This is a genomic window from Pseudanabaena sp. Chao 1811 (genome assembly GCF_027942295.1).
Classification (GTDB): domain Bacteria; phylum Cyanobacteriota; class Cyanobacteriia; order Pseudanabaenales; family Pseudanabaenaceae; genus Pseudanabaena.
The window spans coordinates 4096516-4123341 of the sequence record NZ_CP101416.1; the positions used below are offsets into that span (position 1 = coordinate 4096516).

General features: G+C 42.4%; 27 protein-coding genes. 18 read left to right on the forward strand and 9 right to left on the reverse strand.

Annotated features, from left to right (window positions below; all coding sequences use genetic code 11):
- Window positions 1-9: 9 nt before the first annotated feature.
- From NMG48_RS18790 to NMG48_RS18800, 3 genes are all read right to left on the reverse strand, one after another.
- Window positions 10-231, reverse strand: a complete 222-nt coding sequence (locus NMG48_RS18790; protein ID WP_271252951.1) for a hypothetical protein — start codon at window positions 229-231, stop codon at window positions 10-12.
- A gap of 58 nt (window positions 232-289) precedes the next feature.
- Complete coding sequence (locus tag NMG48_RS18795; RefSeq protein ID WP_271252952.1) at window positions 290-1774, reverse strand: glutamate synthase subunit beta; 1485 nt, start codon at window positions 1772-1774, stop codon at window positions 290-292.
- Window positions 1775-2289: 515 nt separating this feature from the next.
- The gene (locus tag NMG48_RS18800) at window positions 2290-4704 is read right to left on the reverse strand and encodes a GH36-type glycosyl hydrolase domain-containing protein (RefSeq protein WP_271252953.1); all 2415 of its coding nucleotides are present in this window, start codon (window positions 4702-4704) and stop codon (window positions 2290-2292) included.
- 135 nt (window positions 4705-4839) lie between these two features.
- On the opposite strand from NMG48_RS18800, the gene NMG48_RS18805 reads away from it, so the two are divergent.
- From NMG48_RS18805 to NMG48_RS18875, 15 genes are all read left to right on the forward strand, one after another.
- Window positions 4840-5400, forward strand: coding sequence for an EndoU domain-containing protein (locus NMG48_RS18805; protein WP_271252954.1), 561 nt, complete (start codon window positions 4840-4842; stop codon window positions 5398-5400).
- Window positions 5397-5726, forward strand: coding sequence for a YacL family protein (locus NMG48_RS18810; protein ID WP_271252955.1), 330 nt, complete (start codon window positions 5397-5399; stop codon window positions 5724-5726). Before NMG48_RS18805 ends, NMG48_RS18810 begins: the two co-directional genes overlap by 4 nt.
- A gap of 5 nt (window positions 5727-5731) precedes the next feature.
- A complete protein-coding gene (locus tag NMG48_RS18815) occupies window positions 5732-6142 on the forward strand; it encodes a DUF4259 domain-containing protein (protein WP_271252956.1) in 411 nt (136 codons plus the stop codon).
- 57 nt (window positions 6143-6199) lie between these two features.
- Window positions 6200-6628 (forward strand): hypothetical protein, encoded by a 429-nt coding sequence (locus tag NMG48_RS18820; RefSeq protein WP_271252957.1) that lies wholly within the window; start codon window positions 6200-6202, stop codon window positions 6626-6628.
- 5 nt (window positions 6629-6633) lie between these two features.
- Complete coding sequence (locus NMG48_RS18825; protein WP_271252958.1) at window positions 6634-7788, forward strand: cysteine desulfurase family protein; 1155 nt, start codon at window positions 6634-6636, stop codon at window positions 7786-7788.
- A gap of 96 nt (window positions 7789-7884) precedes the next feature.
- The gene (locus tag NMG48_RS18830) at window positions 7885-8472 is read left to right on the forward strand and encodes a hypothetical protein (protein WP_271252959.1); all 588 of its coding nucleotides are present in this window, start codon (window positions 7885-7887) and stop codon (window positions 8470-8472) included.
- Between the two features lie 152 nt (window positions 8473-8624).
- The gene (locus NMG48_RS18835) at window positions 8625-9362 is read left to right on the forward strand and encodes a phycocyanobilin:ferredoxin oxidoreductase (RefSeq protein WP_271252960.1); all 738 of its coding nucleotides are present in this window, start codon (window positions 8625-8627) and stop codon (window positions 9360-9362) included.
- 761 nt (window positions 9363-10123) lie between these two features.
- Complete coding sequence (locus NMG48_RS18840) at window positions 10124-10642, forward strand: phycocyanin subunit beta (RefSeq protein ID WP_126386508.1); 519 nt, start codon at window positions 10124-10126, stop codon at window positions 10640-10642.
- 144 nt (window positions 10643-10786) lie between these two features.
- Window positions 10787-11275, forward strand: a complete 489-nt coding sequence (gene cpcA, locus NMG48_RS18845) for a phycocyanin subunit alpha (RefSeq protein WP_271252961.1) — start codon at window positions 10787-10789, stop codon at window positions 11273-11275.
- Between the two features lie 295 nt (window positions 11276-11570).
- Entirely contained in the window at window positions 11571-12389 is an 819-nt protein-coding gene (locus tag NMG48_RS18850; RefSeq protein ID WP_271252962.1) for a phycobilisome linker polypeptide, read from the forward strand.
- A gap of 202 nt (window positions 12390-12591) precedes the next feature.
- Window positions 12592-13461, forward strand: coding sequence for a phycobilisome linker polypeptide (locus tag NMG48_RS18855; protein WP_271252963.1), 870 nt, complete (start codon window positions 12592-12594; stop codon window positions 13459-13461).
- A 105-nt stretch (window positions 13462-13566) separates the two neighbouring features.
- Window positions 13567-13785 (forward strand): phycobilisome linker polypeptide, encoded by a 219-nt coding sequence (locus NMG48_RS18860; protein ID WP_271252964.1) that lies wholly within the window; start codon window positions 13567-13569, stop codon window positions 13783-13785.
- Window positions 13786-14276: 491 nt separating this feature from the next.
- Window positions 14277-15056: a TIGR03943 family putative permease subunit gene (locus tag NMG48_RS18865; protein ID WP_271252965.1), complete on the forward strand. Its 780-nt coding sequence runs from the start codon at window positions 14277-14279 to the stop codon at window positions 15054-15056.
- Between the two features lie 281 nt (window positions 15057-15337).
- Window positions 15338-17113, forward strand: a complete 1776-nt coding sequence (locus NMG48_RS18870; protein ID WP_271252966.1) for an iron uptake porin — start codon at window positions 15338-15340, stop codon at window positions 17111-17113.
- A 546-nt stretch (window positions 17114-17659) separates the two neighbouring features.
- On the forward strand, window positions 17660-18358 hold the full coding sequence (locus tag NMG48_RS18875; protein WP_271252967.1) for a hypothetical protein: 699 nt from the start codon (window positions 17660-17662) through the stop codon (window positions 18356-18358).
- 110 nt (window positions 18359-18468) lie between these two features.
- On the opposite strand, the gene NMG48_RS18880 is transcribed toward NMG48_RS18875, so the two are convergent.
- Window positions 18469-20787 (reverse strand): ATP-dependent helicase, encoded by a 2319-nt coding sequence (locus NMG48_RS18880; RefSeq protein WP_271252968.1) that lies wholly within the window; start codon window positions 20785-20787, stop codon window positions 18469-18471.
- 8 nt (window positions 20788-20795) lie between these two features.
- Complete coding sequence (locus NMG48_RS18885) at window positions 20796-21254, reverse strand: DUF29 domain-containing protein (RefSeq protein ID WP_271252969.1); 459 nt, start codon at window positions 21252-21254, stop codon at window positions 20796-20798.
- A gap of 228 nt (window positions 21255-21482) precedes the next feature.
- Here NMG48_RS18885 and NMG48_RS18890 point away from each other — a divergent pair, with 228 nt between their 5' ends.
- Window positions 21483-22847: a TldD/PmbA family protein gene (locus NMG48_RS18890; protein WP_271252970.1), complete on the forward strand. Its 1365-nt coding sequence runs from the start codon at window positions 21483-21485 to the stop codon at window positions 22845-22847.
- Window positions 22848-23036: 189 nt separating this feature from the next.
- Here the strand turns inward: NMG48_RS18890 and NMG48_RS18895 are convergent, their stop codons facing one another.
- The 3 genes from NMG48_RS18895 to NMG48_RS18905 form a co-directional block, all read right to left on the reverse strand.
- Complete coding sequence (locus tag NMG48_RS18895) at window positions 23037-23420, reverse strand: pentapeptide repeat-containing protein (protein WP_126386496.1); 384 nt, start codon at window positions 23418-23420, stop codon at window positions 23037-23039.
- A gap of 284 nt (window positions 23421-23704) precedes the next feature.
- A complete protein-coding gene (locus NMG48_RS18900) occupies window positions 23705-24076 on the reverse strand; it encodes a hypothetical protein (protein ID WP_126386495.1) in 372 nt (123 codons plus the stop codon).
- A 36-nt stretch (window positions 24077-24112) separates the two neighbouring features.
- Window positions 24113-25474 (reverse strand): anthranilate synthase component I, encoded by a 1362-nt coding sequence (locus NMG48_RS18905; RefSeq protein WP_271252971.1) that lies wholly within the window; start codon window positions 25472-25474, stop codon window positions 24113-24115.
- Window positions 25475-25605: 131 nt separating this feature from the next.
- Between NMG48_RS18905 and NMG48_RS18910 the strand changes: the two genes are divergently transcribed.
- Window positions 25606-25791 (forward strand): hypothetical protein, encoded by a 186-nt coding sequence (locus tag NMG48_RS18910; RefSeq protein WP_126386493.1) that lies wholly within the window; start codon window positions 25606-25608, stop codon window positions 25789-25791.
- Between the two features lie 21 nt (window positions 25792-25812).
- Here NMG48_RS18910 and NMG48_RS18915 read toward each other — a convergent pair whose 3' ends face one another.
- Complete coding sequence (locus NMG48_RS18915) at window positions 25813-26163, reverse strand: rhodanese-like domain-containing protein (RefSeq protein ID WP_271252972.1); 351 nt, start codon at window positions 26161-26163, stop codon at window positions 25813-25815.
- A 122-nt stretch (window positions 26164-26285) separates the two neighbouring features.
- Here NMG48_RS18915 and NMG48_RS18920 point away from each other — a divergent pair, with 122 nt between their 5' ends.
- Window positions 26286-26753, forward strand: coding sequence for a tetratricopeptide repeat protein (locus NMG48_RS18920; RefSeq protein WP_126386491.1), 468 nt, complete (start codon window positions 26286-26288; stop codon window positions 26751-26753).
- Window positions 26754-26826: the final 73 nt, after the last annotated feature.

The window sequence follows — 26826 nt, forward strand, 5'->3', positions numbered from 1 at the left end:
TGGAACTTTTTAATAGCTATCGGTTTTGCTGACTGTTGTATTAATCAATTGCTGATTAGCTTGATTAAGTCGATCCGCGATCGCTTCACGAACACCCGTATCTATATGGGAATCAGCGAGAACTTGCTGTGCCATTTCGCGATATTCGGCACTAGTAGTGAGGTCTACCTGATCGAGATTGCTGAGATTTTCATACACCATTTCAGGAGAAACCGAAACATTGCTTGCCATAATTTGTTCCTTGAGTTATTACAGGTAAGGGGCTTACGCCCCTTGTCACGAAACTGATTTAGGGTAAATCTGTATCACCCATCAGATAGCGATCGCATTCACGGGCAGCACCACGACCCTCGTTAATTGCCCAAACAATAAGGCTTTGACCACGACGGCAGTCTCCCGCCGCAAATACCTTGGGAAGACTAGTGGTGAATTGACCATGATTCGCTTTGACATTACTACGGGGATCACGTTCCACACCAAGAGAATCAAGTAAAGGTTGCTCAGGACCAAGGAAGCCCATTGCTAAGAGAACTAATTGAGCAGGAATTACCTTCTCAGTGCCAGCTACATGCTTAGGAATGAACTGACCTTTTTCATTGCGTTCCCATTGCACTTGCACGGTGTGAACAGATTTGACCTGACCGTTTTCGTCTCCTTCAATCTTAGTCGCAGTAGTGATATAAGCTCTAGGATCGTCACCAAACTTAGCACTCGCTTCCTCTTGTCCATAGTCCATCTTGTAGACTTTGGGCCATTCTGGCCAAGGATTGTCCTTAGCGCGAGTTTCAGGAGGCTTAGGCATAATTTCTAGCTGGACAACACTATTGCAGCCATGACGAATTGAAGTGCCAACGCAGTCGGTTCCTGTATCACCACCACCAATGATCACGACATCTTTACCTTGTGCCGAGATGAAGTCATCACCAGCTTGACCATTGAGAACTGCCTTAGTATTTGCAGTGAGAAATTCCATTGCAAAATGAATTCCCTTAAGTTCACGCCCTTCAATGCTGAGATCGCGAGGTTTGGTTGCTCCTGTGCAGAGAACTACAGCATCAAATTCATTGAGCAGAGTCTCCGCAGGTAGATCTTTACCAATTTCGGTATTACAGACAAACTTTACCCCCTCTTGTTCGAGGATATTCAAGCGGCGCATCACCACCTTTTGCTTGTCCAATTTCATGTTAGGGATTCCATACATTAGTAATCCCCCTGGGCGATCGGCGCGTTCATATACAGTTACCCAATGCCCTGCTTTGTTCAGTTGAGCTGCGGCACTTAATCCTGCGGGGCCTGAGCCAATCACAGCAACCTTTTTGCCAGTACGTTTAGCAGGTGGTTCAGGAACAATCCAGCCTTCTTCCCAACCCTTATCAATGATGGAATACTCAATATTCTTAATCGTTACAGGTGGGTTGGTGATCCCCAAGACACAGGAACCTTCGCAGGGGGCAGGGCAAACACGACCTGTAAATTCTGGGAAATTGTTGGTTTTATGCAGACGATCCAGAGCCTCTCGCCATAGTCCGCGATATACCAAGTCGTTCCATTCGGGAATGAGGTTATTGATTGGGCAGCCGCTTGCCATGCCACTAATGAGATTGCCTGTATGACAAAATGGCGTACCACAGTCCATACAGCGTGCACCCTGATTGCGAAGCTTTTCATCGGGCATATGCAGATGAAATTCATCCCAATTTTTGATGCGATCGCTTGGTGGTAGTTCAGACGGTGCTTCGCGGAGGTACTCAATAAATCCTGTCGGTTTTCCCATTGCTTTTCGTTTCTATGTTTTATCAAATAGCCTATAAGGGTTCTGCGATTTAATAAAGAACCAGTTTTTTGTGGCGCGGCAAAGCCGCGCCACAAAAAATCGGTTCTTTATTTTACTGCTAGTCCCTAAATTATTTTTAAACTGCTTAACTTGTTCTAAGCAGATTTTACGGGTTTCCTTAATATTAGTTAACGTTGTCACCTCAGACAACATTTAATATCCTTATTTAACGTCAGTTCGGGTTAAGCTGGCAAATTTTAACAGTCCAAAAGTAAAAGCCTTGCTAAGCAAGGCTTTTACTTTTAGTTTTTGAGAGAGGGTTTGCTACGCAAACCCTCTCTCAAAAAACGTTTCAAATTATCCCGAACTCGCGTTATTTAATGAAGAAGCCGACTTTTTGTGGTACGACTAAGCTGCACAACAAAAAGTCGGGGCTTTACGAAGGGCTTTAATACAAAGCTATGTCATCCGAGATCCCCAACTTTTAGGAAAGCCAGAGATCTCAACATCGAATTTTAAAGAGTCACAGTGATCGCAATTTCATCACCGTCATATTTAGCAAGATCGATAAAATTCCCTTCCACAACCTGACCATTAACAAGCATCTGTTTCACAGCACTATGATTAGTCACTGTAAGTGAGAGAGTCTTGCCGCGAAACTTGCGCTCTGCCGTAAATCCAGACCACTCGCTCGGAATTTTGGGATCGATGATCATCCCTGTAAATGTGGGCTGGAAACCTAAGATGTAATCAATACCAATACGAAGCATCCATACGGCTGTACCTGTGAGCCATGAATGGCTTGCCTGACCTTGGGTTTCGTGATCTGGACTGGTGACATATTCAGGATAGACGTATGGCTCAGTCTCAAAGCGATCGCATTTTGCCTCAGTCGCCTGTGAGGAATTAATCGGCATCATGCGGCGATAGATTTCCCAAGCAAATTCCGTATCACCATTGAGAAGAGAAGCTAGCACAAACCATGAGGAAGCGTGGTTAAACACTGCGCCATTTTCTTTCTTCCCAGGGACGCAACGACTGATTAGCCCAACAGTATCATCTATTTCCGTAAAAGATGGCGCGACGATTTGCATTCCGAAAGGTGTGGCGAGATATTCACGACTGCTTGCTAGACAACGGTCAGCGCGATCGCTTGGTGCAAGTTCCGAAATTACCGCCCATGATTGGGCATTGAGGAAGATTTTGCCCTGAGTTGCACTCGATACGCCGATGGGTTCGCCATTGTCACGGAAGGCGCGTAAATACCATTCGCCATCCCAACAGACATCATTGGTCACTTGGCGCAAATGCTCATAGAACTTTTGGAAACGATCTAAGGCGGCGCGATCGCCTTGCTGTTCGCAGACGGGCAGAGATTTTTTCAGCACATAGCCCAAGAAAAATGCGCCCCAAGTGGTTTCGCCTTTACCCTGTGCGCCGACATGGTCGAGAGTGTCATTCCAATCCCCTGTGAAAATGCGCGGCATTCCTCTTTCGCCTGTATTGGCGATCGCAAAGTCTAGCGCCCTTACCAAATGCTCATAGACTGTGCCTGAAGTCTCATCATGATAGGGAACGACTTCTTCAAGAATTGAAAAATCACCAGTTTCCTTGAGATATTCGACAATTCCAAAGGGAATCCATAAAGGCGTATCGGAATGGTTAGTGCGTTCGCCTGTATTGGTTAGGACAAAATAATTATGTAAAGTGGAACCATCCTTAAATTGGAAGTTCAGCGCTTTAATCAATCTTTCTCTCACTCGTGCAGGATCGACCATGACTACGCCCAGAATATCCTGAAAGCGATCGCGCATTCCCGTACCAAACAGCAATCCGCCGTGATAATAGCCCGAATTTCGCGCCATATCAAAGGTGACAGCCGCCTGATACTGATTCCAGACATTGATCATCGCATTAAAGGCTTCATCGGGCGTATGCACCTGCACACAGGACAAATGCTGATCCCATTTTTGTCTTAAATTACTGAAATAGTTATCAACTATTTCAATAATCTTGCTCCCCTCTCCTGCGGGAGAGGGGCTGGGGGTGAGGGCGGGACTTTCTCCCTTTGGTGCAATCTCCAAAGTCACCGCAAAATCCACAGAACTATTTGCCGCCAAGCTAATCTTCGACTGCAAAGCCACCACAGGATCACCTGCCGTAATCTCCGTATTCTGCATCACCCCTGTTTCCACGGCAACAGGATTGGCTTCCGATCGCCATCTGCCGATAAAAGTATCAAGACTACTATCAAAGCCAGAGATCGGCAGGCTTTGCGAGAAATAAATCTGATACTTCCAATCAATATTTGGTTGCTTAACCGAAACTCCCTTATTCAACACCCAATAGCGGCGCGTAGCGACTAGAGCTTGCAAATCTTGATCAAAATGTATATCTGTAAAATGCTTATCATTGGGCTGATTGATTTGATCATTGAGAGCATTGCCCATCAACAATTCCAAGAAGGAATAAATCTCTAAATCACGGGCTTGTCCAGAAAGTTCCGTTAACTTCACGCGCCAAACTTCCGCATTGGTATCTGTCGGCACAAAGTAAGTAATTTCCCCACGAATTCCATTAATCTCCGTGGTAATCTTTGTGTAGCCCTGACCATGCCGACATTCATAAAAGTCATAGTTCAAATCAATCGTCGGAGCCCAACTCAGTGACCAATATTTCCCCGTTGCACTATCTTTGACCATCACATAACGTCCGGGGCGATCCCAAGGTAGACAGTTATAGCGCATTCGACTGATGCGGTTATCCCGTGGCGATTCCAAAAAGCTAAAGCCGCCACCTGTATGGGAAATTAGCCCTGCATACTGGCTATTCCACATATAGTTAAACCAAGGGCGCGGGGTGCGCGGATTTGTAATCACAAATTCCCGATAATCTTCGGTGTAATAGCCGTATTGGTTTGCGATCGCCACAGTTTAAAATTTTCCTTATTTGTATTGGATTTGTATTGAATGGTTAAGGTTCTATGACTTATCATAAAACCTAAGTAAATTGCGCCATTGATTATCTCAATTTTTCACCCAATTTTTTAGAGTAGCTGCAAAACTATGGCAAATCCCATGATCTCTAAATTAGCCGTTGGCTTTGCATCACTAGGGGCAATATTTAGCGCAGGTTTCCTCAACCCTCAAGTTGCCGAGCTACCAACCAAGCCTGCGGCGATGATTGTCCAGACTTCAAATACGACCATTGCCAAAGCCCCAGTCGCGAAGCCACTCACAATTAATCAAAAGCACATTTTTGAAGGAGAAATCAATCGTAAGGGATTAGCAGTCGGCTATCACCACCGACCTAATGGTAAGGATACTGCTAATGCGAGAATGGTCAAGCTCACAGGTATGCCGAATACGCAAGGTGTATATATAGGTCGCGTTGAAATTCGCAATCTAAATACGGGTAAATGGGTCAGCAAATTATCCAGCTCTACTTTTTTCCCCGATCGCTGGTCTCAGGCACAAGTTTTGACAGAAATTCAGGGTGCTTTTGCATCGGCAAATAAAAACAAGGAACCTTGGCAAGGTACTTCTCCAAGTGGGCTCAAAATCGAGGGTTACTACAACAAAACGACAAATACAATTACCACCGCTTATCCCATCTATCGCCGATGATTAATATTCAGTTTTATAGAGATGCGGAAGGCTACTTCAAGGCTGATACTGACGCACAGTATTTACTGCTCGGTCAATACTTTGAGACGGAAGTGCAAGGTGTTATCGGAGTCTGTGCAGATCTTTTGGAAACAATCCAAGAAATTGAAATAGGCGATCGCAATGGACTAGAAGGGGTGGGTAATGCCTATGGGCTTAAAATCAATTCTACAAGAGTAACGATCTGGAATGAGTTTGCTGAAAACGAACAAACTTTAGATATTCCTTTATCTGACTTTAAGCAAGTTCTAGAAAATTGCTACATATTTTTACAAACGATGAGTTGAAATTTATGGGAACTTGGGCTGTTGATGCTTTTGGTAACGATGATGCTTGTGATTGGACGTATGAACTGGAAAAAGTAAATGATCTCTCGTTAGTAGAAGCTGCTCTTGACGTAGTGCTTAACTCTGGTGAAGAAGGGGTGGAATCCTCAGAAGCTACTGAGGCGATCGCGGCGATTGAAGTCATTGCAAGATTGCAAGGCAATTGGGGCAAGCGGAGTGCCTATTCCGAGAGGCTGGATCAGTGGGTGAAAAATAACAAAATTCAGCCATCAACCGATCTAGTTCACAAAGCCCATTTAGCGATTGCGTGTATTCTCAGCGATAATTCTGAATTAAACGAATTATGGCAGGAAACTGAGGACTATGAAGATTGGTTAGCATCTATCGCTGACTTAAAAAATCGTGTCAACAAATAGTGAAGAATATGCCGTCTGCTAAGCAGATGGCTATTGTTTTTTAATAGGAGCGGATTAATGGGAACGACAATCTGGGTCTTAAGTAAGAACAAAACAACGGAAGGTGATGACTGGGATCATTCAGCCCTATTTTATGCCGTAGAGAAACTTGACTCTATCTGCGATCGCTTGGGATTATCAAAGCTTTCCTCATTTCTCGACTGGATGGATTTTGATTTAAATATGTCTGAAGATGAGGATGAGGAATTTCCTGATGAAGACGTATTGATAGATAGAGCATCGTGGTTTAATCCCTCAGAAGCTTTGCCAATGCTGAGAGCTTTACGCGAATATGTGGCGAGTAATGAGTCTGAGCTTGTCAGTCTTTTGGAGCAAGGCAAAGAGCATCTCTCCGAAGAGCTGCTAGAAGACTTAGATGATTGCATATCCAAAGTTGAGAAAATTGCAACAGAGGGAGATTTATTCCATTTCTGTGTTGTCATGTAAATAATATGAAAAGACCAATTTATCTTGATTGCCATGCTACAACTCCCGTCGATAAACGAGTGTTGGAAGCGATGCTTCCCTATTTTTCCGCATCCTTTGGCAATCCCGCTAGTGTTGGTCACTTTTATGGATGGGAGGCAGAAGCCGCAGTCAAATTGGCACGGGAGATAATTGCCAATTCTATTAATGCAACACCTGAAGAAATTATCTTTACCAGTGGTGCAACGGAATCGAATAATCTGGCGATCAAGGGTATTGCTGAAGCCTATCATCACAATGGCAAACACATTATCACCGTGCAAACAGAGCATAGTGCGATTCTCGATCCCTGTGCTTATTTAGAATCCCTTGGTTTTGAGATTACCTACTTACCCGTTCAACCCGATGGCTTGATTGATTTACAGGAACTAGAAGCAGCGATTCGTTTCGATACGATTTTAATTTCGGTAATGGCAGCAAATAATGAGATTGGGATCTTGCAACCGATCGCTGAAATTGGACAAATTTGTCGTGATCGCCAAGTTTTATTTCATAGCGATGCTGCTCAAGCGATCGGTAAAATCCCCCTTGATGTGATGGCAATGAATATTGATTTGATGTCATTCACTGCCCATAAGATCTATGGGGCAAAGGGTATTGGAGCGTTATATGTACGTCGTCGCAATCCGCGAGTGAACATTGCCCCCCAGTTACATGGCGGTGGACATGAGCGGGGAATGCGTTCAGGTACTCTTTATACACCACAAATTGTGGGGTTTGCGAAGGCTCTAGAAATTGCGATCGCATCTCAATCTGAAGAACAGCAACAAACATTAACTCTACGTCAACATCTATGGAAAAGATTGGGCGAACTTGATGGCATTATGCTCAACGGACATCCCACTCAACGCCTTGCAGGAAACCTGAATGTGAGTTTCTCAAAGATCAATGGATCAGCCTTGATGAAATCTCTGCAACCAATTGTAGCGGTTTCATCGGGTTCTGCTTGTACTGCTGCCAAAACTGCACCATCCCATGTTCTCATGGCTCTAGGTCATTCCAAAGATTTAGCCTATGCTTCCATTCGGTTTGGAATAGGTAGATTTAATACCTTTAATGAGATAGAAACAGTCGCTAATCATGTCATAGCTACAGTGCGATCGCTAACTTCTCAAAAATGATTAATTTAAGTCAGCGTCCCGTTTAATAAGATCAATTGGAACTATTACAAACAATGTCCCGTCATCCGTAGGTACTCCTGAAACTCCTCACAACATATGTCAAAACTTTCTCATCTAAAAGCTGCTAATATCTTACCCAATCAAATTGCGACTTCTTTAGCATTAACCACCATCCTATCTATAAGTGGTAGCTTAACCTTTATCCATAATTTTCCTGCTTTTGCCGATCCTATTAACACTGATTACAGCAGTAAAAAAGTTGAAATCAAGCCTGTTGTTATCCCGCAAAATCAGTTGCCAGAGCCTTTACAACGTGCGGTAATTTTTCGAGAGATATCTAGTGGTGGTATTACGGGAGCCACCTATCAAACAGTTTTGCTCAATGACGGAACTTTAAACCGTATACGCATTGGGGATACGAATGATTCAGAACGCAGTGTTCGTAAAGTGTCTGTGGAGCAATTAAAACAGTTTAAAAAATTGTTGCAGAAACATAATATAGCTAAGTTCAACAATCTTAGCTATCCCGCACCTAGAGGCGCAGCAGATTACATTACCTACACCATCAGCAGCAAAGAAGGGACATTTCAATACAACGACATTTCTCAAAACGGACTGCCCAACAAATTGCAATCTGTAGTTTTCGCTTGGAAGCAGATTAAAACTAATGCAAAACCCTTATAAGCTTTAGTATGCTTATAACCCAGATTGTAGTGCCGCTCGCGTGGCGAGCGGCACTACAATCTGGGTTTATTTTATAGTAAGTTATGACATCGGACGATGAGAGAATAATTACTTAAATAATTATTTTTAAAACTAACTTGAGATAAATCTGCATGACTCAAACTTTAAAAGCTCCTCTACGTGAGCAACAATATCCTTTAATTCATACTTTAGCTAATTGTATTGAAACTGTATGGCGCGAAAATTTAGATTTATCCCCCTACCAAATTCCAGAGGATCTCGGTTATGTGGAAGGAGCATTGGAAGGTGAGAAATTAGTAATTGAAAATTATTGTTATAGTACACCCCAGTTTCGGAAGTTGCATTTAGAACTTGCACAGGTAGGCAATGGGTTAGACATTCTGCACTGTGTCATGTTTCCTAATCCTGAGTATGACATTCCTATCTTTGGAGCCGACTTAGTTGGGGGGCGTGCAGGAATTAGTGCAGCGATCGCCGATCTATCTCCTCTTTATCCCGCCTTTGCTTTGCCAACCAAGTATCACCAAGCTTTATCTAATTTACCTGTTGTCAATTTCCAGCAACCTCGCGAATTGCCACAATGGGGCGATATCTTCTCAGAATTTTGTTTATTTGTTCGTCCCGTGGGCGATCGCGAAGAGTCAGATTTTCTTGACAGAGTGCGATCAATTTTAACTTTGCATTGTCAACTAGCAGTCGCCACAATACCTTTCACTACTTCTGAGGAAATTAGTAAGATTCGGGATGGACATCGCTATTACTGTCAAAAGCAACAACAAAATGATAAAACGCGACGGGTACTCGAAAAGTCCTTTGGTAGCGAATGGACAGAGCGCTATATGACAACGATGCTTTTTGATTACGTTTAGTAGAAGAACTCGCGTTCGGGATAATTTGAAACGGTATTTGAGAGAGGGTTTGCGTAGCAAACCCTCTCTCAAATACCAAAAGTAAAATTTTGCTTTTGGTATTTGAAAATTTGCCAACTTAATCCGAACTGACGGTAAAAGAGGAGAGATGCTTTGCATCTCTCCTCTTTTACTAAGAACATAAATAAATGTAAAGATTTCTACCCTCCAATACTCTTAACAAAAGTTTACCTAGAAGCAAACTTTTGCAAACCATATAAAAAGAAAAAATAGGGCATGACTAAGTTACATCCCTATATTTAGATTCAGCAAAAGATTCAGCAAATCAATATAGTTAAAACAATCAAAATACAAGTTTGTTACTAATCTTTATATTGTAAAGAAATGAAACCAAATGCAACGATAGGTTCACATTTAACGATTAGGTGTAAACGCTTAGATACCTTGCTAGATAGAGGTTTACAGATATTCTTTGTAAGTTTAATTTAACTTGATCTCTACCTTTTGATTGATTGCACAAAATCTGCACAAATTAGTTGTTTTAATCAATTCAATCCAAAAGCCACTGAACCCAAAACAACTTAAAAAGTTGAGGTTGAGTTCCATTAAGTAAATTGAGAAGCTTGGTTATCGCTTTAATCAATTGACCCTTTAGGATTCTCTTGGATTGGATATTTCGCAAAATAAATACTCCAAACAATAGAAAGGCTCGGAATCATTCTCGATTTATATATTTAATTAATAAAAAGGAGACTCTTTAAATGCTAGATGCTTTTACTAAAGTAGTTGCTCAGGCAGACACTCGCGGTACTTTCGTTGCCGATTCTCAAATCGATGCTTTGAAGCAATTGGTTGCTGATGGCACAAAGCGCTTGGATGTTGTTAACCGTATTACATCAAACGCTTCTGCGATCGTTACAGATGCTGCTCGCGCACTATTTGAAGATCAGCCTCAATTGATTACTCCTGGTGGAAACGCTTATCCTCATCGTCGTATTGCTGCTTGTATGCGCGATATGGACATCATCCTTCGTTATGTTACCTACGCTATCTATGCTGGCGATGCAAGCGTATTGGAAGATCGTTGCCTCAATGGTTTGCGTGAAACCTACAGCGCATTGGGCGTACCTGGTGGATCCGTTGCCGTAAGCATTGAGAAGATGAAGGCAGCCGCGATCGCACTTGCTAACGATCCTAATGGCGTAACCCGTGGCGATTGTAGCGCTCTTATCGCTGAAGTAGCTAGCTATTTTGACAAGGCAGCAGCAGCAGTAGGCTAAATTTTTTTCAAGCTTATGTAATTGACTGTTAGAAATCAATTTATAAAGCTGACTAAAACTTTAATTTACTTTCTTTTTTGCTCAATTTTCTTTTTGTCTGACCCATTTTTTAATCTCACATAACTTTTTAGAGGTACATTAAACATGAAGACTCCTTTAACCGAAGCAGTTGCTACAGCCGATTCTCAAGGTCGTTATATCAGCGTACCTGAAATGCAAGCAGCTTTTGGTCGCTTGCGTACCGCAGCAGCTAGCCTTGATGCTGCAAAGACTTTGAGTGCTAAGGCTTCCAGCTTGGCTGAAGGTGCAGCAAACGCTGTATATCAAAAATTCCCTTACACCACCACCCAACAAGGTAACAACTTCGCTTCTAGCGCTCGTGGTAAAGCAAAGTGTTCTCGTGACATTGGCTACTATGTCCGTATCATCAGCTACTGTCTAATTGCTGGCAGCACTGGTCCTTTGGATGAGTACCTCATCAGTGGTTTGACCGAAATCAACCGCTCTTTTGACCTTGCTCCTAGCTGGTATGTTGAAGCTTTGAAGTACATCAAGGCTAATCATGGTTTGAGCGGAGATGCAGCTTTAGAAGCTAATTCCTACATCGACTACGCTATCAATGCGTTGGTATAGGTTTTTTAATTCTGCAAACAGAATCTAGAAAGCCCCGAAGACGATAAGTCTACCCTGCGGGGTGGGCTTATCGTCTTTTTATATATAAAAATCTTCAAAACCTACAAAGTATTTGTATCAATTTATACTTGATTTTTATAAAACTTTTGGTTTAGATTTTTGCTAATTAGCTATTTTCATTTTGTTTTTTCTTTTTGTTTATGTGGATAGTATGTCTTACCCACATAAAAACATGGGATTTTACATAACTAAATTTTTATTAAAGTTAAAATTAACAAAGTAAGGAAAACAAACTATGGCAATCACCAATGCCGCTTCCCAGCTAGGAACTGCTGCCTATAGCAATGCCAGTCCCTTGGAGTTGCGTTCTCACTTTTCTGTAGATGACGCAAAGGTTGTTATTAACGCTGTTTATCGCCATGTGCTAGGTAATGACCACATCTTGGCATCAGAGCGTTTGGTTGGACTCGAATCTTTGTTGACCAATGGTCAAATCTCGGTGCGTGACTTTGTGCGTGGAGTAGCCAAGTCAGAATTGTACAAAACTAAGTTCCTTTATCCCAACTTCCACAGCCGTGTAATTGAGTTAAACTTCAAGCACTTGCTAGGGCGCGCTCCTTACTCTGAAGCTGAATTAATTGAGCACCTCGATCGCTATCAGAATGAAGGCTATGATGCCGACATCGATTCTTACATCGATTCTGATGAGTACGAAGCTAGCTTTGGCGATTCTGTTGTACCTTATTTCCGTGGATTCAACAATAAGGTTGGCGATAGAACTGTTGGCTTCACCAGAATCTTCCGTCTTTATCATGGCTATGCTAGCAGCGATCGCGCTCATAGCAAAAACAGAGCTACTTGGTTGTCTACAGAACTCGCCCAAAATTCGGCTAGTGCCATTCGCACACCCGGCTTTGGTCTAGGTCTTGCTGGCAACAATAGTGATGACCGTGGTCAACTCTACCGCGTCAGTGTCATTCAAGCCAATAACGGACGGACTACTCAAATCCGTCGTAGTGCTACTGAGTACTTGGTTCCTTATGATCAACTCTCTAGCACTATGCAGCGTCTGAGCAAGCGTGGTGGTCGTATTACGCAAGTTTCTCTTGCTTAGTGCAATTGATTAAAGATATCCTGTAGAAAGAGTGTCACATTGTGATCCTCTTTCTAGTTTTAGTCATGCTAAAGATGGCAAGATTTAAAAGACAGCAAAATTTAAGAGTTAAGATAAGCAGTCATTTTGACTTGCTTATCTTACACTATTGAATCTTTTACCCTAATTTTTTATTTTTAAAGTAAGACAAGGAAAATAAACTATGGCAATTACAAATGCCGCTTCCAGTTTGGGAACTGCTGCTTATAGCAATACTAGTCCAGTAGAATTACGTCCTAATTTTTCTCCAGAGGATGCTAAGGCAGTCATTAACGCTGTTTATCGCCATGTATTGGGGAATGACTACATCTTGGCAGCAGATCGTTTGATTGGACTTGAGTCTTTGTTGACCAATGGTCAAATCACAGTGCGTGAGTTCGTACGTGCAGTTGCCAAGTCTGAACTATACAAGAGCAAGTTTCTTTATTCCAACTTCCACACCCGTGTAATTGAATTAAACTTCAAGCACTTGTTAGGACGCGCTCCTTACGCTGAAGCTGAAGTAACCGAACACCTCGATCGCTATCAAAACGAAGGCTATGATGCCGATATCGATTCTTACATCGATTCTGACGAGTACGAGGCTAGCTTTGGCGATTCCATTGTTCCTTACTATCGCGGTTTCACCAATAAGGTTGGCGACAGAACCGTTGGTTTTACTAGAATTTTCCGCCTTTATCGTGGTTATGCTAACAGCGATCGCGCTCAAGTTGCAGGCAGTGCCTCTAGACTAGCAACCGAGCTAGCCCAAAACAGTGTTTCTCCTATTGTTGGTGCTTCTGGCGGTAATGATGGCTGGGCTTATCAACCAGCAAAACAAGGCAATGCTCCTACCCGTGCCTTTGGTCGTTCTTCTGTGGGTTCTGAAGATCGCCTATACAGAATTGAAGTTGCTGCGATTTCTCTACCTAGATACCCTCAAGTTCGTCGTAGCAATAGAGAGTACATTGTCTCCTACAAAGAGTTGAACAACACATTGCAACGCATCAACAAGTTGGGTGGCAAGGTTGCTAGTGTAACGATCGCCCAATAGTCTTTTATTAGTATTGATTAAAGGCTCATCTATTAGGTTGCGCCTTTAATCACATTCTCAAATCTAAACTGTCCATCTATTCAAAATTTAGTAAAACTGAGTTTTATGATTACTTCCGCTAAAGATAATCGCGTTTTTGTTTACGAAGTATCTGGCCTACGTCAAAGCGATGCCACTGATCTAAATAGCTATCCTATTCGTAACAGCAGCAGCATTTTCGTTCAAGTACCTTTTAGCCGTCTAAATGAGCAAACCCGTAGAATCACTCGTCTCGGTGGCACAATTGTAGACGTTCGTCCACTGAATGCAACTTCAGCAGATTAGGATTTTGCAATTTAATAAAAAACAAATTTTTGGGGGTGCGGCTTTGCCGCACCCCCAAAAATTTATATATCCTTCTGCTTATGGATAAATAACCCAAGTTGCTACCTATTAAAAATCGGCTCAAAACAAGTTAAAAACAGCCTCGCTAAGTCCAAAATGACGCTATTTTTATATAAAAATCTAGCATTTTTTATTTTAACTTTAGTCTTAAATGAATAGGTAGCAACTTGGGTTAAATAGTTCTGTATATTAACGCGAGTTCAGAATAATTTGAAGCGTTTTTGAGAGAGGGTTTGCTACGCAAACCCTCTCTCAAAAACAAAAAGTAAAAGCCTTGCTTAGCAAGGCTTTTACTTTTTGTTTTTGAAAATTTGCTAGCTTAAGCCGAACTGACGTTATATTATTCTGTCTGCTATGCAGGTGGCATAATCTTCAAAGGAAGATTTCACGCTAAGATACAGACTGGCTGTTAGTGCGTAAAATATTTCCCAATGTCATCAAGATCTGCCAATTCTTCACGTCTTCATACTTACTGGCAAAGGTTTTTACCTTGGCTTGAATCCTGTGCGATCGCGGCTTGGGGAATTGTACTAACGAAACTTTGGCTATCGGGACAGCTATATCTCTTGGTGCATCCTAACTATATTCCTCTAACAGCGATCGCAGGTTTAGGACTACTCTTTGTTGGTGGCGCAGAGGCTTGGCGCGTGGCAAAAAGGCGACGTAGCTATACCAATAGTCAGCAGCATATTAATTTGATCAAGCCATCCTTGAGCAGTAGCATACTTTTGGTTGTGGCAGTTATGGCGCTATTCATCAATCCTCGTCCCTTTACTAGTGAAAAAGCCATCCACCGAGGCGTAATTGAGAATATTGCTGATGCGCGGACAATTCCTAAGTCCTTTCGGGCAAGTAATCGACCTGAAGAACGTACCCTTGTAGAATGGGTACGCACAATTAGCGCCTATCCTGAACCCGATGCCTATAAAGGACAAAAGGTCAAAATTACAGGCTTTGTTGTCCATCCCCCCGATCAAGCTGACAATATGATTTTGCTCACAAGGTTTGTGATTACCTGCTGTGCTGCCGATGTATATCCCGTCAGCCTACCTGTCAAAATCACCGAAAGTCGTTCCAATTATCCGCCTGATCGCTGGTTGCAAATAGAAGGTCAAGCGGATGTGGAAACTACGAATGGCAAGCGTCAAGTTGTCATTGTGGCAAGTAATATTACAGCGATCGCTGAACCCCAAAATCCATACGATTATTGATATCTACCCCTATGTGAAGGGTAGTAGAAATTTATAATTTGAAGTTTTTAAAAGAGTAGTCTATAGCATTTAAACCGATTTAGAACTCAGTAGGTAGACACAATTAAATATAAAGCTGCAAACCCTGAGATATCTGCACAACAAGAAACTTAGGGTTTGAACTTATTTGTTTAATTATGCTGAGGTGCTTCTGGGAAATAACAAGTATAGTTATAGCTAATTTAACTTAGGCTAGATGTTATTAGGATTTTTCAATGTCTTTAAATATTTATAAATACAAAATGTTATCAAATTTGGGTTGGGCTATTGCCGCGATCGCCTCTTCTACACTCATAGGAGCTATTGCCCAAGCCGAAACACCAAACATTACCAAAATTACAAATGAGTCGAGTCTGATTCAAGCGATCGGTAATGATCCAATAGAAAAAATCCCTCTTGAAAAGACGACGGCAGTAACTAACAAGCTGACTGAATCCTTACTTATCCAAGAAATTAATCAATATCAAATCGAGAGTTTATCCCAAAAAACTTCACAAAATGTTTCTTCAGTTTCCCAGTTAAGCGATGTACGTCCTACTGATTGGGCTTTCACAGCCTTACAGTCTCTTGTTGAGCGTTATCGATGTATTGTGGGCTATCCCGATAGCACTTTTCGTGGTAGAAAAGCAACCAGTCGCTATGAATTTGCGGCTGGGTTAAATGCCTGTTTGGACAAGATCAATGAGATTATTTCCGCAGGGCTAGCCGATAAAGTCAGTAAAGAAGATCTCGCAACTTTGCAAAAGCTACAAGAAGAATTTGCGGCAGAACTCGCTACTTTACGCGGTCGTGTCGATGCTCTTGATGCCAAAACAGCACAACTTGAAGCCCAACAATTCTCGACTACGACTAAACTTTTTGGTCAAGCAGTTTTGGGTTTACAAGGCAGACTCAATAACAATGCCAATATTCCTAGAGTTGATGGTGCATTTTCAGCCGATCCTGCTACGAATGTTAATTTTGGGGCAAATGTGCAACTTAGTTTGTTAACGCAGTTTCCCGATCGCAGTTTGTTGTTAACTAGTTTGCAAGCTGGTAACATTTCCACCGATGCACCATTTACAAGTTTTAATGCTCTTAATAATGGATTTACGCGCCTTGCCTACGAAGGTAATACAGCAAATACCTTGACGATAACTGACCTCAACTATCGCTTTTATATAGGAGATCGCCTCGCGATTATTGTAGGACCTAGGGGTGTAAATGCTATCAACGTATTTCGTGGTGCTAATCGGATTGAAAGTGCAGGAAATGGACCAATCTCCCTATTTGCTCAGCGCAACCCTATTATTAGCCTTAATGCTGGACAGGCAGGTATAGGTTTTGACTGGCAGATTGCTAAAGGTTTCAGCTTGCAAGGTGTTTACTCGGCAGGTAATCCAGAATCAGCCTCTGGTGATGGTGGATTATTTGGTGGACCAACTTCTATTGGTGTACAGTTTGCCGCAAATGTCTTTGATCGCGTCGATGCTTCTCTTTACTATCTCAATTCTTACACTAACAACGGAACTCTCAATAATGCGATCGGCGATAACTTTATTGGTAGCACCTTCCCAACTAATAGCGCTTCAAAATTCAATACCAATGCGTTTGGAGGCTCTCTTTCTTGGCGAGCTACTAATCGACTAAATCTCGGTAGCTGGATTGGTTTTACCAACTCTAATATTCAGAATAATGGATTTTCAGGCAATGTAAATACTTTTAATTGGATGACCTATGCTAACTTGATTGACCTATTTAAGGAAGGTGATCTCTTTGGGCTCTATGTTGGACAACCACCTAGTATCACCAGCAGTAATTTGAGTGGAAATATTAACTTTCCTAGTTTGCTCAGTCAGACAGGAGGTATTGCGGGACCTCAACCTGCTACGACAACGCATATTGAGTTATTCTATCGCTACCCTATTTCTAAAAATATTAGCATTACCCCAGGAGTAGTTTTCATCTTTAGTCCAGGGAATACGGCAGGTAGCGACACGATCTCGATAGGTGCTTTAAGAACTACATTTACCTTCTAAGTTGGTTGTTGGAATTAAATTTAACGTCAGTTCGACGAAAGCGGAAAATGGTAAAAATCGCTAAGCGATTTTTACCATTTTCCGCCATTTGCGCGGCACTTCGCGCCGCGCAAATGGCGTTATCGAACTCACGTTAAACTTAAATACCTTGGAAAACCTAAAAATTTAAGCTCTGTGGCACAAGTGCCACAGAGCTTAAATTTTTAGGTTGAGCCACTATACCAAGGCAATATTTATAACCTTATATAACCTAATAGTAACTATTAGATAACCTTGACTTGGTTGCCTAGTAACTAACTGTTATATGATGATCTGATCAAGTAATCAATTAAGTTTGTACTGAGAGTTTTCTACTTTGTTGATAAATAAACTTGTGGTACATACTGCACGTATGCCAAAGGTCTTGGGCTTTTATATTTAATTGCACCCAGCTACTTACACTTATCATAAATTGAGATTGCTAATTAGATTTAGATACTCGCTTAGAGTAAATGAGATTTATAAGCTTTACTGTAAAAAACTTTACTTTTTATAAACTGAAAAATCATGAAAAAATTTATTGCTTTATCTCTTTTATGTGGTGCTACAAGTGGAGCCTTTTTGGCAGTGTCGCCAAGTTCTGCTCAGACTGTTCCAATTATCGGCGGAACCCTTAATACGGTAAACACTGGTAAGTTTTTTAAATTCCCCACTAGTCTTACTAGCTCTACTCTGCTCACTCCTCTTGGTATTGTCACTGTTGATAGCAATGGGTTTAATGGTTCTCTGAGTAATACTTTTACATTACCAATTATCGGCAAGAATACTGTTTCTTCTAAAGTGACCTCATCTGCTATCAGTGATAGTAATCCTTTTGGTAAAGGTATTCTCGTTATAGGCGTTTTTAAAGTCACGAACTCTTTAGTATTTACTGGTACTACTAATGGGACGAGTCCAAATGGAGCGTTTACAGATGCCCCTACAACTATCAATGCGCGTATTCGTATTTCAGGATTTCCTATCCCTACACCATCTACCTATGCAGCTACAGTTACAGGTGGTTCGATTACACTTCCTGTTCCAGTCGTAGTTCCTGCTCCTATAACTTGCACTGGCTGCCTGATCGTCCGCCCTAATCTATTGGTTTCTAATGCAACATTGCTATCTTCAGATTTGCAAGAGTCTGAATATCGTCAAGAATATACAGAAGATTTTTCAACATCGCATTTTAAAGACAGTCGTGTTCTTTTCCTAGAGGATAAATAATCAATACCAAAATTTCTATTTTTGATTAGCAGAAAAAGAAGCGATCGCTTCTTTTTCTGCTTTTATTTGTTGGAGTTCCCATAATGGTATTGCCATTGTAGGAACAGGTACTACCATGAGATAAATTCAGGAAACTTCTTCGCAAGTTCTGTAATCGCAGGGCAAATTGGTGCGTTTTCAGTACGATTCTCTAAAGTATTCCAACTAAAGGGAGCCGATTGTGCTGCTGATAGCCATAACAACTTTTTCGCACGGGTCATTCCCACATAGAGCAGACGAAACTCCTCCGCCTGCTTGAGATAACTACATTGTTTCCAAGCTTCCTCAGGATTGGGAACTCGCTCATGATGCACGATCGCTCGAATCTGTGCCCTTGCTACTTCGGGCAAACCAAAATCCCCTAGAAACTTGACGGATTCAGGGATATAGGCTTCCCCCGGACAAATGCGTTTATGCAGAAAGGGCATGAAGACCACATCCCAATCTAGACCCTTAGCCTTATGTAGACTAATAATCGTCAACTGTCCAGCAGTCATATAGCGCCCTTCTAGATTCTCATCTTCCACCGCTTCAAAGTTCTCAGATTCGACAATTTCCTTTAATTCCGCAATCACCGTTTGCATGGAGTAATTGCCCACAAGCTGTTGATTGAGGCGATCGCCTAATTTGTCGGCTGTAGCCAAGAGTCCCGCTTCGTCATCATAGAGAGTAAAGGCGATAAATGGAATCAGGTTATAGAGAGGAAGTTCAATCTTGGCGCGGAGTAAAGCTTTGCATTTCGATTGAGCATCTTGAGCAAGTGGCGTTAGGGCAGGATCTAACAATGTAGGGTAGAGGAACTTTTCGGGATTGCTAGCGAGAGCATTTAAGTCTTGCTGGGAAGATATCTTCAGGCGATCTTTGAGAACCTCTAGAGCAGATTTGAGATTGTCGGGTGAATGAGGACGCTCCATAAATTGCAAAATTGCCAACATGTCCATTGGCACACGCGATCGGCGATCGCTCTGTTCGACATCATAGATTTTAATGTCATGCTCCTTGGTCAGCCATGCTAAAGCCTCCGCCACAAAGCGACCTTGATTATGTTGGCGCACTAAAATCGCCATGCTGAGTTTCGGATCTTGATCATGCAGTTGCTTAATCCGTAAACCAATCAACTCAATTTCATGTTCAATATCATCAACTATATTGGGCAAATAGATTTCTACACCCTTGCCAATGGGTTCAGGATTAGCATTCGCCTGTGGATCATCTACATCTACAGGATGAATTCTTTGTTGACGAAATGGCTTTTCTAATTTGGCATATTCGGAATGATTGACCCAGTGCAAAACGTAATTAGCGGATCGCATCACATTGACAGTGCTACGTCCTGCTTGATCGAGAGTAGAGAGCTGTGAATTGAGTTGGCAGCGATCGCAGAATTCATTAAAAAAGCGTGGATCGGCAGTGGTAAATGTGGAATTAATCGCCTGATTCGGATCACCGACGCGCATCAAATTTTTAATACCCTCACCCCCAGCCCCTCTCTCTGAGGGAGAGGGGAGTAATAAAGATTCCTCCCCATCTCCTTCAGGGAGAGAGGAGTAGGGAGTAAGGGCAAGAATCTCCAACAGATCAGTTTGTAATGGGGAAGAATCCTGTGCTTCATCCTCAAATACAGCAAAAACTCTTTCCTGCCAATATTTACGAATACTGTCATTTTTTAATACTCGCAATGCACCCAAAATCATATCGTCATAGTCGATCGCTCCTTCTTGCCGCAATAGGCGCTCATAGGTTTCATAAAGCCCTGCGGCAATTTCTAAAATAGTGCCCCCATCAGGCGATTCAGCTTGGCGCAAATCCTCTGGCGTTAATTCAGAACTTTTTGCCGTAGCGATCGCTTCTCTCGCTAAGCTTGGCAAAACATCGGTGCGTAATACAGTCTGCCGCCGCAAGCGTTCCGTATCTTCCCCATCAAAGCTTCTCCCTTCGAGCAGTAGATCGTATAGTTTTGGATTCTCTTTTACCCAAAGATTCGTAGCATTGCGAATTAAGCGCTGTTTTTGAGATTCAGAAACAATGATTGTTTCACCTGCGCCAAATCCTGATAATTCACGATGATTGCTCGCAATGGTATATGCCAAGCTATGCAAAGTACTAACAGTAAAAGCACTTTGGGGCAATCGCAAATTTTTTAAATGTTCCGATACTTTTTTGCGAATGTTGCTGACTGCTGATCGCGTAAAGGTGACAATCACCAATTGCTTTTGGCGATGTAAGTTGAAATTAGCGATCGCGATCGCGGCAGCAACTGCCATGCCCGTTGACTTTCCCGCCCCTGGCACTGCGGATACGGCAAGCTCGCCCCCCTGCCAGTCTGCCATCGTTTGCTGCCCCTTGCGGAGTGTTTTGCGTAATTCGTTGAGAGCTTCGGGCAAGACCATAGCAGTACTTAATTAGGTAGAAAATCTGGATCTAAAACTTGCTCCTGTGTATAGGGACAAGTATTAGGGAAAGTTTTTTTAGAAATACCTGTTTCGCTACTAGCTAACTGAATTGCACCTGCATAGGCATCATCAAATATTTCTGCAAAGTATCGTTTGAGGCTTGGAGATTCAGTAAAGGCATCTGCGATTCGCAAGCGATGTTCAATGATACTAGACTGCCAACTTCTACTCCGATGACTAGGTTGATATTGCCATTTTAGTAAGTGCTGTAGGACGGTTCTCAGATTGCTTTTCAAGCTACTACGTGTACTTTTCCCCATGTCAGCAATTTCTTCAATAATATTGTCCCAGTCGATCGCTGTTAAGTCCCGCGATCGCAATTTGGTTAAGGTTAGTTCAACCCATGCGAGATAGTCCGTCTCGTATAGATTGGCAAGTTCTGGTTTTAGAGTTTTTTGGGACATCGTTTGTCTACTCTTGGAATAGTTACTCTTGAAAAATGGTTGGTAGAACTCCTTTAGTTTAATTATAGCGATGACTATGCTGAATATATAAATAGAGAGTTGCGGCGCTTTGCGCCGCAACTCTCTATTGTTTTTTACAGGCTATAGCTATAGGCTATAAAATTTTTTGGATTTTAGATTGCTATGATATTAATAAGCAACGAAAAATTAAAAACGAATAAAGGGTTTATGTCATCAGCGCTCAGTGTAGAAAAATTAGTCTCCGATGCCAAAGAGACCGCTAGCAAATTAGGAATTAAAAAATTTGATATTTACGGCGCGATCGTCGATGAAACTAGCGCTGAAGTCGATAGTAGCGCACCCAAACAAGTATCCGCATCCAATCGCGCCAGCATCACCGTGCGCGTCTGGAATGACGAGGGAACTGTCGGCGTTACTTCCACTACCAATATCGATCGCGTTGGCTTAGAACTTGCTCTCCAAAGCGCCCATGAAGCTAGTTTCTTTGGTGCTAAAGAAAATATTCCTGATTTTAGTCCCGAAGCGATCGCTGATATTCCTGCCCGCGAAACACAAACTGCACCTCAAACAGCGATCGAGCAACTCGTAGAAACACTTTTGGGTGCTGAGAAGGAATTGTTAGATGCACATCCTGCGATCGCAGGGGTTCCCTATAATGGACTTTCTCAACAGGATCTCAGCCGATTCTATCTCAATAGTGATGGCGCAATGCGAAATGAAAGTAGTTCCTATAGCTCCATTTATCTCTATACTAAAACCGAAGAAGAAGGTAGAAAACCTCGCAGTGCAGGAGCCTATCGCATTAGCCGCGACTTTGCGAGTTTAGATGTTAAGGGCTGTATTGAGGAAACTGCTGAGAAAACAATTAGCCATTTGAACTATGACAAAATCAAATCTGGCAAATACTTAGTCGTATTTTCTCCCGAAGCATTTCTGAGCTTGATTAGTGCGTTCTCTAGTCTCTTCAATGCCCAAAGTATTCTCGATAAAAACAGTCTCTCCACACCCGAATCGATTGGTACTCAGATTGCCTCACCCCTGCTAAATGTGAGCGATGATGAACTCCATGTAGGCAATATCGGCGCATCTACCTTTGATGGTGAAGGAACGCCCACTCGCCGCATTCCTTTAATCGTAAATGGAGTTTTAACTAATTTCATCCATAGTTCTGTAACTGCAAAACGCTTAAATGCTCAACCGACGGGTAATGGGAGTGTTGGCGCAAAGGTTTCTGTCAGCCCCAACTTCTTCCATATTGAGCGTAGTGAAGCTGCTAATTCTACCAATGAGAAAGTCTATGACTTAGCAACGGTTGAGAATGTAATTTTGATTGATGATTTGCAAGCGCTCCATGCGGGTGTACAAGCATCGCAGGGTTCTTTCTCGCTGCCCTTTGATGGTTGGTTAGTGAATAAAGGCGATCGCATGAGTATCGAGGCAGCAACGGTCGCTGGTGATATTTTGGAATTGCTCAAGGCGATCGTCTATGTCGAACCAGAGGTAAAAATTACCCCATCAGGTGTGTCTCCTCAAGTATGGGTTGAAGGGCTTTCAATTACAGGTGAAGCCTAAAAATAACGCGAGTTCGGGATAATTTGAAACTGGATTTGAGAGAGGGTTTGCTACGCAAACCCTCTCTCAAATCCCAAAAGTAAAAGCCTTGCTACGCAAGGCTTTTACTTTTGAGATTTTAAAATTTGCCAGCTTAACCCAAACTGACGTTAAAAATAAGATAGGCGCGTAAAACGCGCCTATTCATGATCAATTTTTGGCATTGTATAGGTTGGTATTTTTCATTTGAGCGCCATCAAAGAGAGTCTCTTGCAAATTTGCCCAACTTAAATTCGCTCCCCGTAAATCAGCCCCACGCAGATCTGCCTTGCGTAAATCAGCCCCTTTCAGATTGGCATGACGGAGGTTTGCACGATGGAGATCGGCACTATTTAAATTGGCATAGCTCAAATCTGCCCCAGTGAGGTTAGCTCTACAGAGTTTGGCATTGGCAAAATTAGTTTTGCTCATTAAGGCATGGCTAAAGTCAACTTTGTGTAAATCGATCGCTTTTAAATCAGCACCCACAAGATCGATATTAGAAAATACCTTTCGCCCCGCTCGATATAGCTGCAAAAATTCCTTAGCATCCATTACTTGCTTAGCCTAGGCAAAATTTATGAGAACAGTTGAGTGTAGTTGAAATAACTTGTATTTCGCCAGAGTCTAATATAGCGTTTCTCCGACTATTAAAGTAATAGCCCTACAATAAATTGCGTACTAAAAGTTTAAACCTAAGAAGAGAGGGGGCGCGATGCGCCCCTTCCTATAGCAGTTTTTGATAAAAAGAACCACAAGAAATTTTTTAAAAGCGTTGCTTTGCAACGCTTTTAAAAAATTTCTTGGTTCGAGTTTGAGCGCAAAGCGCTGTAAAGTCATTAGGAATCGAGATCTAGTGCTGCTGAGCCGCCCCGTTCTAGTTCAATTAACATTTTTCCTAATTGCCGCCACACAAGGAGCGCAATCCCAAAAGTGATGGGAATTGCGACTATATAGCCAAATATTGCAGGAAATCCAAATACTTCTAGTCCTGTTGACATAAATACAGCAATGCTAAGGGTCATGCCAAGGTAAGGGACTTTGATACTTGAGCTTTTGAGCTCTAGGATTGTGCGCGAGGATTTATTGGTTGACCAAGCTTTAACTAGATTGCGTAAAGTCACTTCAAAGGCTCGACCACAGGCAAGACCAGCAACGAGGGAGAGCATAAACAACAAATAAGGAGGATCAGAAGGAAAGTAGTAATTCACGGGTATATAAATTTGGGGAGTACTTGGAGTATGTTTTTATCTTACTAGCCCAAGCGCAGCTAGTTGCGCTTGAGCTTTTTGCAAAGATTCGTGCCATTCGCGATCGCTAATACTATCAGCGACGATACCTGCACCGACCTGTCCCCAAATATGATCGTTGGTCTTTAGCAAAGTCCGAATCAAGATATTGAGATCCATATTGCCACGTTTGTCGATATAACCACAGGAGCCATAAAACAAACTACGTCGTTGAGGTTCTAGCTTCTCGATAATTTCCATACAGCGCACCTTAGGACAGCCTGTAATCGTTCCCCCCGGAAAAGTTGCACGAATCAGATCCACAAAATTGCGATCGCCTCGTAATGTCCCCACCACATTACTAACGAGGTGCATCACATGACTGTAACGCTCGATCACTAATAATTCATCAACTTTAACGCTTCCCCATGCACATACCTTGCCTAGATCATTGCGTTCTAAGTCAACGAGCATAATATGTTCGGCTTGCTCCTTGATGCAGGCAAGTAATTCTTGTTCAAGTTCTAGATCCTGTTGCTCAGTTTTGCCTCGTGGTCTCGTACCTGCGATCGGACGAGTTTCGGCATGGCGATCGCGCAAACTCACGAGACGCTCTGGTGAGACACTGATCACTTCGCCCCAAGTGGTGCGCCAATAGCTAGCAAAGGGTGATGGATTGATTTTTTGTAAATGACGGTATAGTTGCCATCCATCCGATGCCCAAGGATAGCCATATCGCATTGAGAGATTTGCCTGAAAAATATCACCCGCATAGATATGCTGCTTGGCAGTTTCTACCATTGCTTCATAACCTTGTTTTTCTGGTGAATAAGTTGGGTTAGCTTGACTGTGATCTTTACTAGCATAGGCAATGGGCTTAAGCCCATTGTTCTCTAAATTGCTAAGACGATCTCTTAATTCGTCTAGTTCATTGCGATCGCTAGCGGCTAGCCAAACAGTTTGAGTCTGATGATCGATGACCGCAAAACTAGCTGGCTCATACCAAAAGGCAACTGGGAATGGTAAATTGTCAGATTTGGTATAGGGCAAGCGCTCGATTTCCCATGCGAGGTCATAGCCTAGCCAGCCTAAATATCCTCCAGTGAAGGGTAAGTGATTTGGTAAATCAGGATCATTATTTGGAGCAGATTGCATCCACGATCGCAGTTTTTCTAGGCATGGCAAAATTTCACCAACTTCAGGAGTCCAGATTTGCCGAGGTTTGCCTGCGGCGATCGAGTATCGAGCTAATTTTGAAGGAACTGTGGTGGGGCTTTCTAATAAAACTGTAACTGGCTCATAGGCATAAAGTGATTCCCATAGATCTGCTCCCGTTATTTCAGTAGGTAGCGATCGCTGAAGCCACACCCAATCGGTCATAGAGAGATTTCGTAAAGTACGGTTTTATTAAACCGTACTTTGGCAATGCAAAATGCTAACCAAATTGCAGTTTCCTAAGCTCAGTGGCATACTGGAAAACGATAAATCCTCAAACTGCAACCTAGAAATCTATGAATCGCACCTTGTTTATCGGAATTCTCGTTGTAATTGGGTTGATGGTATTAGCGAGTTCATTACCGAATAGGTTCTATGGCGCGAACGATCGCAAATTTATCATTATTACCATCGCGACTTGCATAGTTTCCGCGATCGGGCTAGCAATATTTTTCAGCGTTCCCTTTTTAACGGCAAACTAAAAATCTTACGAAGCAAGGTTTTTAATACTTAGCCATATTCGGATCAACCCCATAGGCATAGGCATCAATCCCACCAGCAATATTTTTAACATTAGTAAAGCCTTGATTAATCAGCCACTGGCACATTTGCGCTGATCGCATTCCATGATGGCAAAGTACTAGTGTTTCAGCATGGGGATCAAATTTCTCTTTAAAATCAGTTGCCCATTGGTCATATTCACTGAGGGGCAAGATTGAAAACCCATCAATAGCAGCAATCTCCACTTCATCCCGTTCGCGCACGTCAATTAATTGTAAAGCTGGTTGATTCTCTGAGCGATCGCCAGCCAAACGTTCAGCGAGTTCTTGGACAGTAATTTGTATGATAGACATACGCGCACAATATCTCTCAAAATATCTCTTAGGTATGAGTTAAAAACCTAGCACAAGTCTCCACTTTTAGCTCAAACTTAGATATTGCAGTTTCCCTATTACCGTAGAATCTGTCTAGACTAATGAGCCAACCCATCGAAGAATTGTTGCAAGATCTCAAGAGCGAAGATGAAGATGTACGCGAGCGTGCTACTCAGGGTCTTTGGGAGATGTGGTTTATGCAAAAGGGGATGCAGGGTTTGCAGGTCTTGCGCCAAAGTCAGATGATGGCGGACAGTGGCAATGTACGTCAGGCAGAGTTAATGCTGACACAGTTGATTCATGCTCAACCCGATTTTGTCGAAGCATGGAATCGTCGTGCAGTTTTGTTTTATATGCAGGGTGATTATAAACGCTCAATTAAGGATTGCCAAAAGGCTCTTGCCCTTAATCCTTACCATTTTGGAGCGGTGCATGGTTTGGGTTTATGCTATGCCGCGATCGGTAATTACCATGAAGCGATCGCCACTTTTCGTAGAGCATTGGAAATTCAGCCCTATTCACTCACAAACCAAAAATTAATTCTTGAATGCACAGCAATGCTGAATTAATAGTAATTCCCACAATGGTGCTGCCATCGTGGGAATCTAAAAATTTTGCTAGGTTTGCTAGCAGAGAGTTGCG

Bases quoted from the DNA above. Each gene is read 5' to 3' on its own strand.
- NMG48_RS18790 (WP_271252951.1), bottom strand. From the start codon at position 231: ATGGCAAGCAATGTTTCGGTTTCTCCTGAAATGGTGTATGAAAATCTC.
- NMG48_RS18795 (WP_271252952.1), bottom strand. From the start codon at position 1,774: ATGGGAAAACCGACAGGATTTATTGAGTACCTCCGCGAAGCACCGTCT.
- NMG48_RS18805 (WP_271252954.1), top strand. From the start codon at position 4,840: ATGGCAAATCCCATGATCTCTAAATTAGCCGTTGGCTTTGCATCACTA.
- NMG48_RS18810 (WP_271252955.1), top strand. From the start codon at position 5,397: ATGATTAATATTCAGTTTTATAGAGATGCGGAAGGCTACTTCAAGGCT.
- NMG48_RS18815 (WP_271252956.1), top strand. From the start codon at position 5,732: ATGGGAACTTGGGCTGTTGATGCTTTTGGTAACGATGATGCTTGTGAT.
- NMG48_RS18820 (WP_271252957.1), top strand. From the start codon at position 6,200: ATGGGAACGACAATCTGGGTCTTAAGTAAGAACAAAACAACGGAAGGT.
- NMG48_RS18825 (WP_271252958.1), top strand. From the start codon at position 6,634: ATGAAAAGACCAATTTATCTTGATTGCCATGCTACAACTCCCGTCGAT.
- NMG48_RS18830 (WP_271252959.1), top strand. From the start codon at position 7,885: ATGTCAAAACTTTCTCATCTAAAAGCTGCTAATATCTTACCCAATCAA.
- NMG48_RS18835 (WP_271252960.1), top strand. From the start codon at position 8,625: ATGACTCAAACTTTAAAAGCTCCTCTACGTGAGCAACAATATCCTTTA.
- NMG48_RS18840 (WP_126386508.1), top strand. From the start codon at position 10,124: ATGCTAGATGCTTTTACTAAAGTAGTTGCTCAGGCAGACACTCGCGGT.
- cpcA (WP_271252961.1), top strand. From the start codon at position 10,787: ATGAAGACTCCTTTAACCGAAGCAGTTGCTACAGCCGATTCTCAAGGT.
- NMG48_RS18850 (WP_271252962.1), top strand. From the start codon at position 11,571: ATGGCAATCACCAATGCCGCTTCCCAGCTAGGAACTGCTGCCTATAGC.
- NMG48_RS18855 (WP_271252963.1), top strand. From the start codon at position 12,592: ATGGCAATTACAAATGCCGCTTCCAGTTTGGGAACTGCTGCTTATAGC.
- NMG48_RS18860 (WP_271252964.1), top strand. From the start codon at position 13,567: ATGATTACTTCCGCTAAAGATAATCGCGTTTTTGTTTACGAAGTATCT.
- NMG48_RS18865 (WP_271252965.1), top strand. From the start codon at position 14,277: ATGTCATCAAGATCTGCCAATTCTTCACGTCTTCATACTTACTGGCAA.
- NMG48_RS18870 (WP_271252966.1), top strand. From the start codon at position 15,338: ATGTTATCAAATTTGGGTTGGGCTATTGCCGCGATCGCCTCTTCTACA.
- NMG48_RS18875 (WP_271252967.1), top strand. From the start codon at position 17,660: ATGAAAAAATTTATTGCTTTATCTCTTTTATGTGGTGCTACAAGTGGA.
- NMG48_RS18880 (WP_271252968.1), bottom strand. From the start codon at position 20,787: ATGGTCTTGCCCGAAGCTCTCAACGAATTACGCAAAACACTCCGCAAG.
- NMG48_RS18885 (WP_271252969.1), bottom strand. From the start codon at position 21,254: ATGTCCCAAAAAACTCTAAAACCAGAACTTGCCAATCTATACGAGACG.
- NMG48_RS18890 (WP_271252970.1), top strand. From the start codon at position 21,483: ATGTCATCAGCGCTCAGTGTAGAAAAATTAGTCTCCGATGCCAAAGAG.
- NMG48_RS18895 (WP_126386496.1), bottom strand. From the start codon at position 23,420: ATGGATGCTAAGGAATTTTTGCAGCTATATCGAGCGGGGCGAAAGGTA.
- NMG48_RS18905 (WP_271252971.1), bottom strand. From the start codon at position 25,474: ATGACCGATTGGGTGTGGCTTCAGCGATCGCTACCTACTGAAATAACG.
- NMG48_RS18910 (WP_126386493.1), top strand. From the start codon at position 25,606: ATGAATCGCACCTTGTTTATCGGAATTCTCGTTGTAATTGGGTTGATG.
- NMG48_RS18915 (WP_271252972.1), bottom strand. From the start codon at position 26,163: ATGTCTATCATACAAATTACTGTCCAAGAACTCGCTGAACGTTTGGCT.
- NMG48_RS18920 (WP_126386491.1), top strand. From the start codon at position 26,286: ATGAGCCAACCCATCGAAGAATTGTTGCAAGATCTCAAGAGCGAAGAT.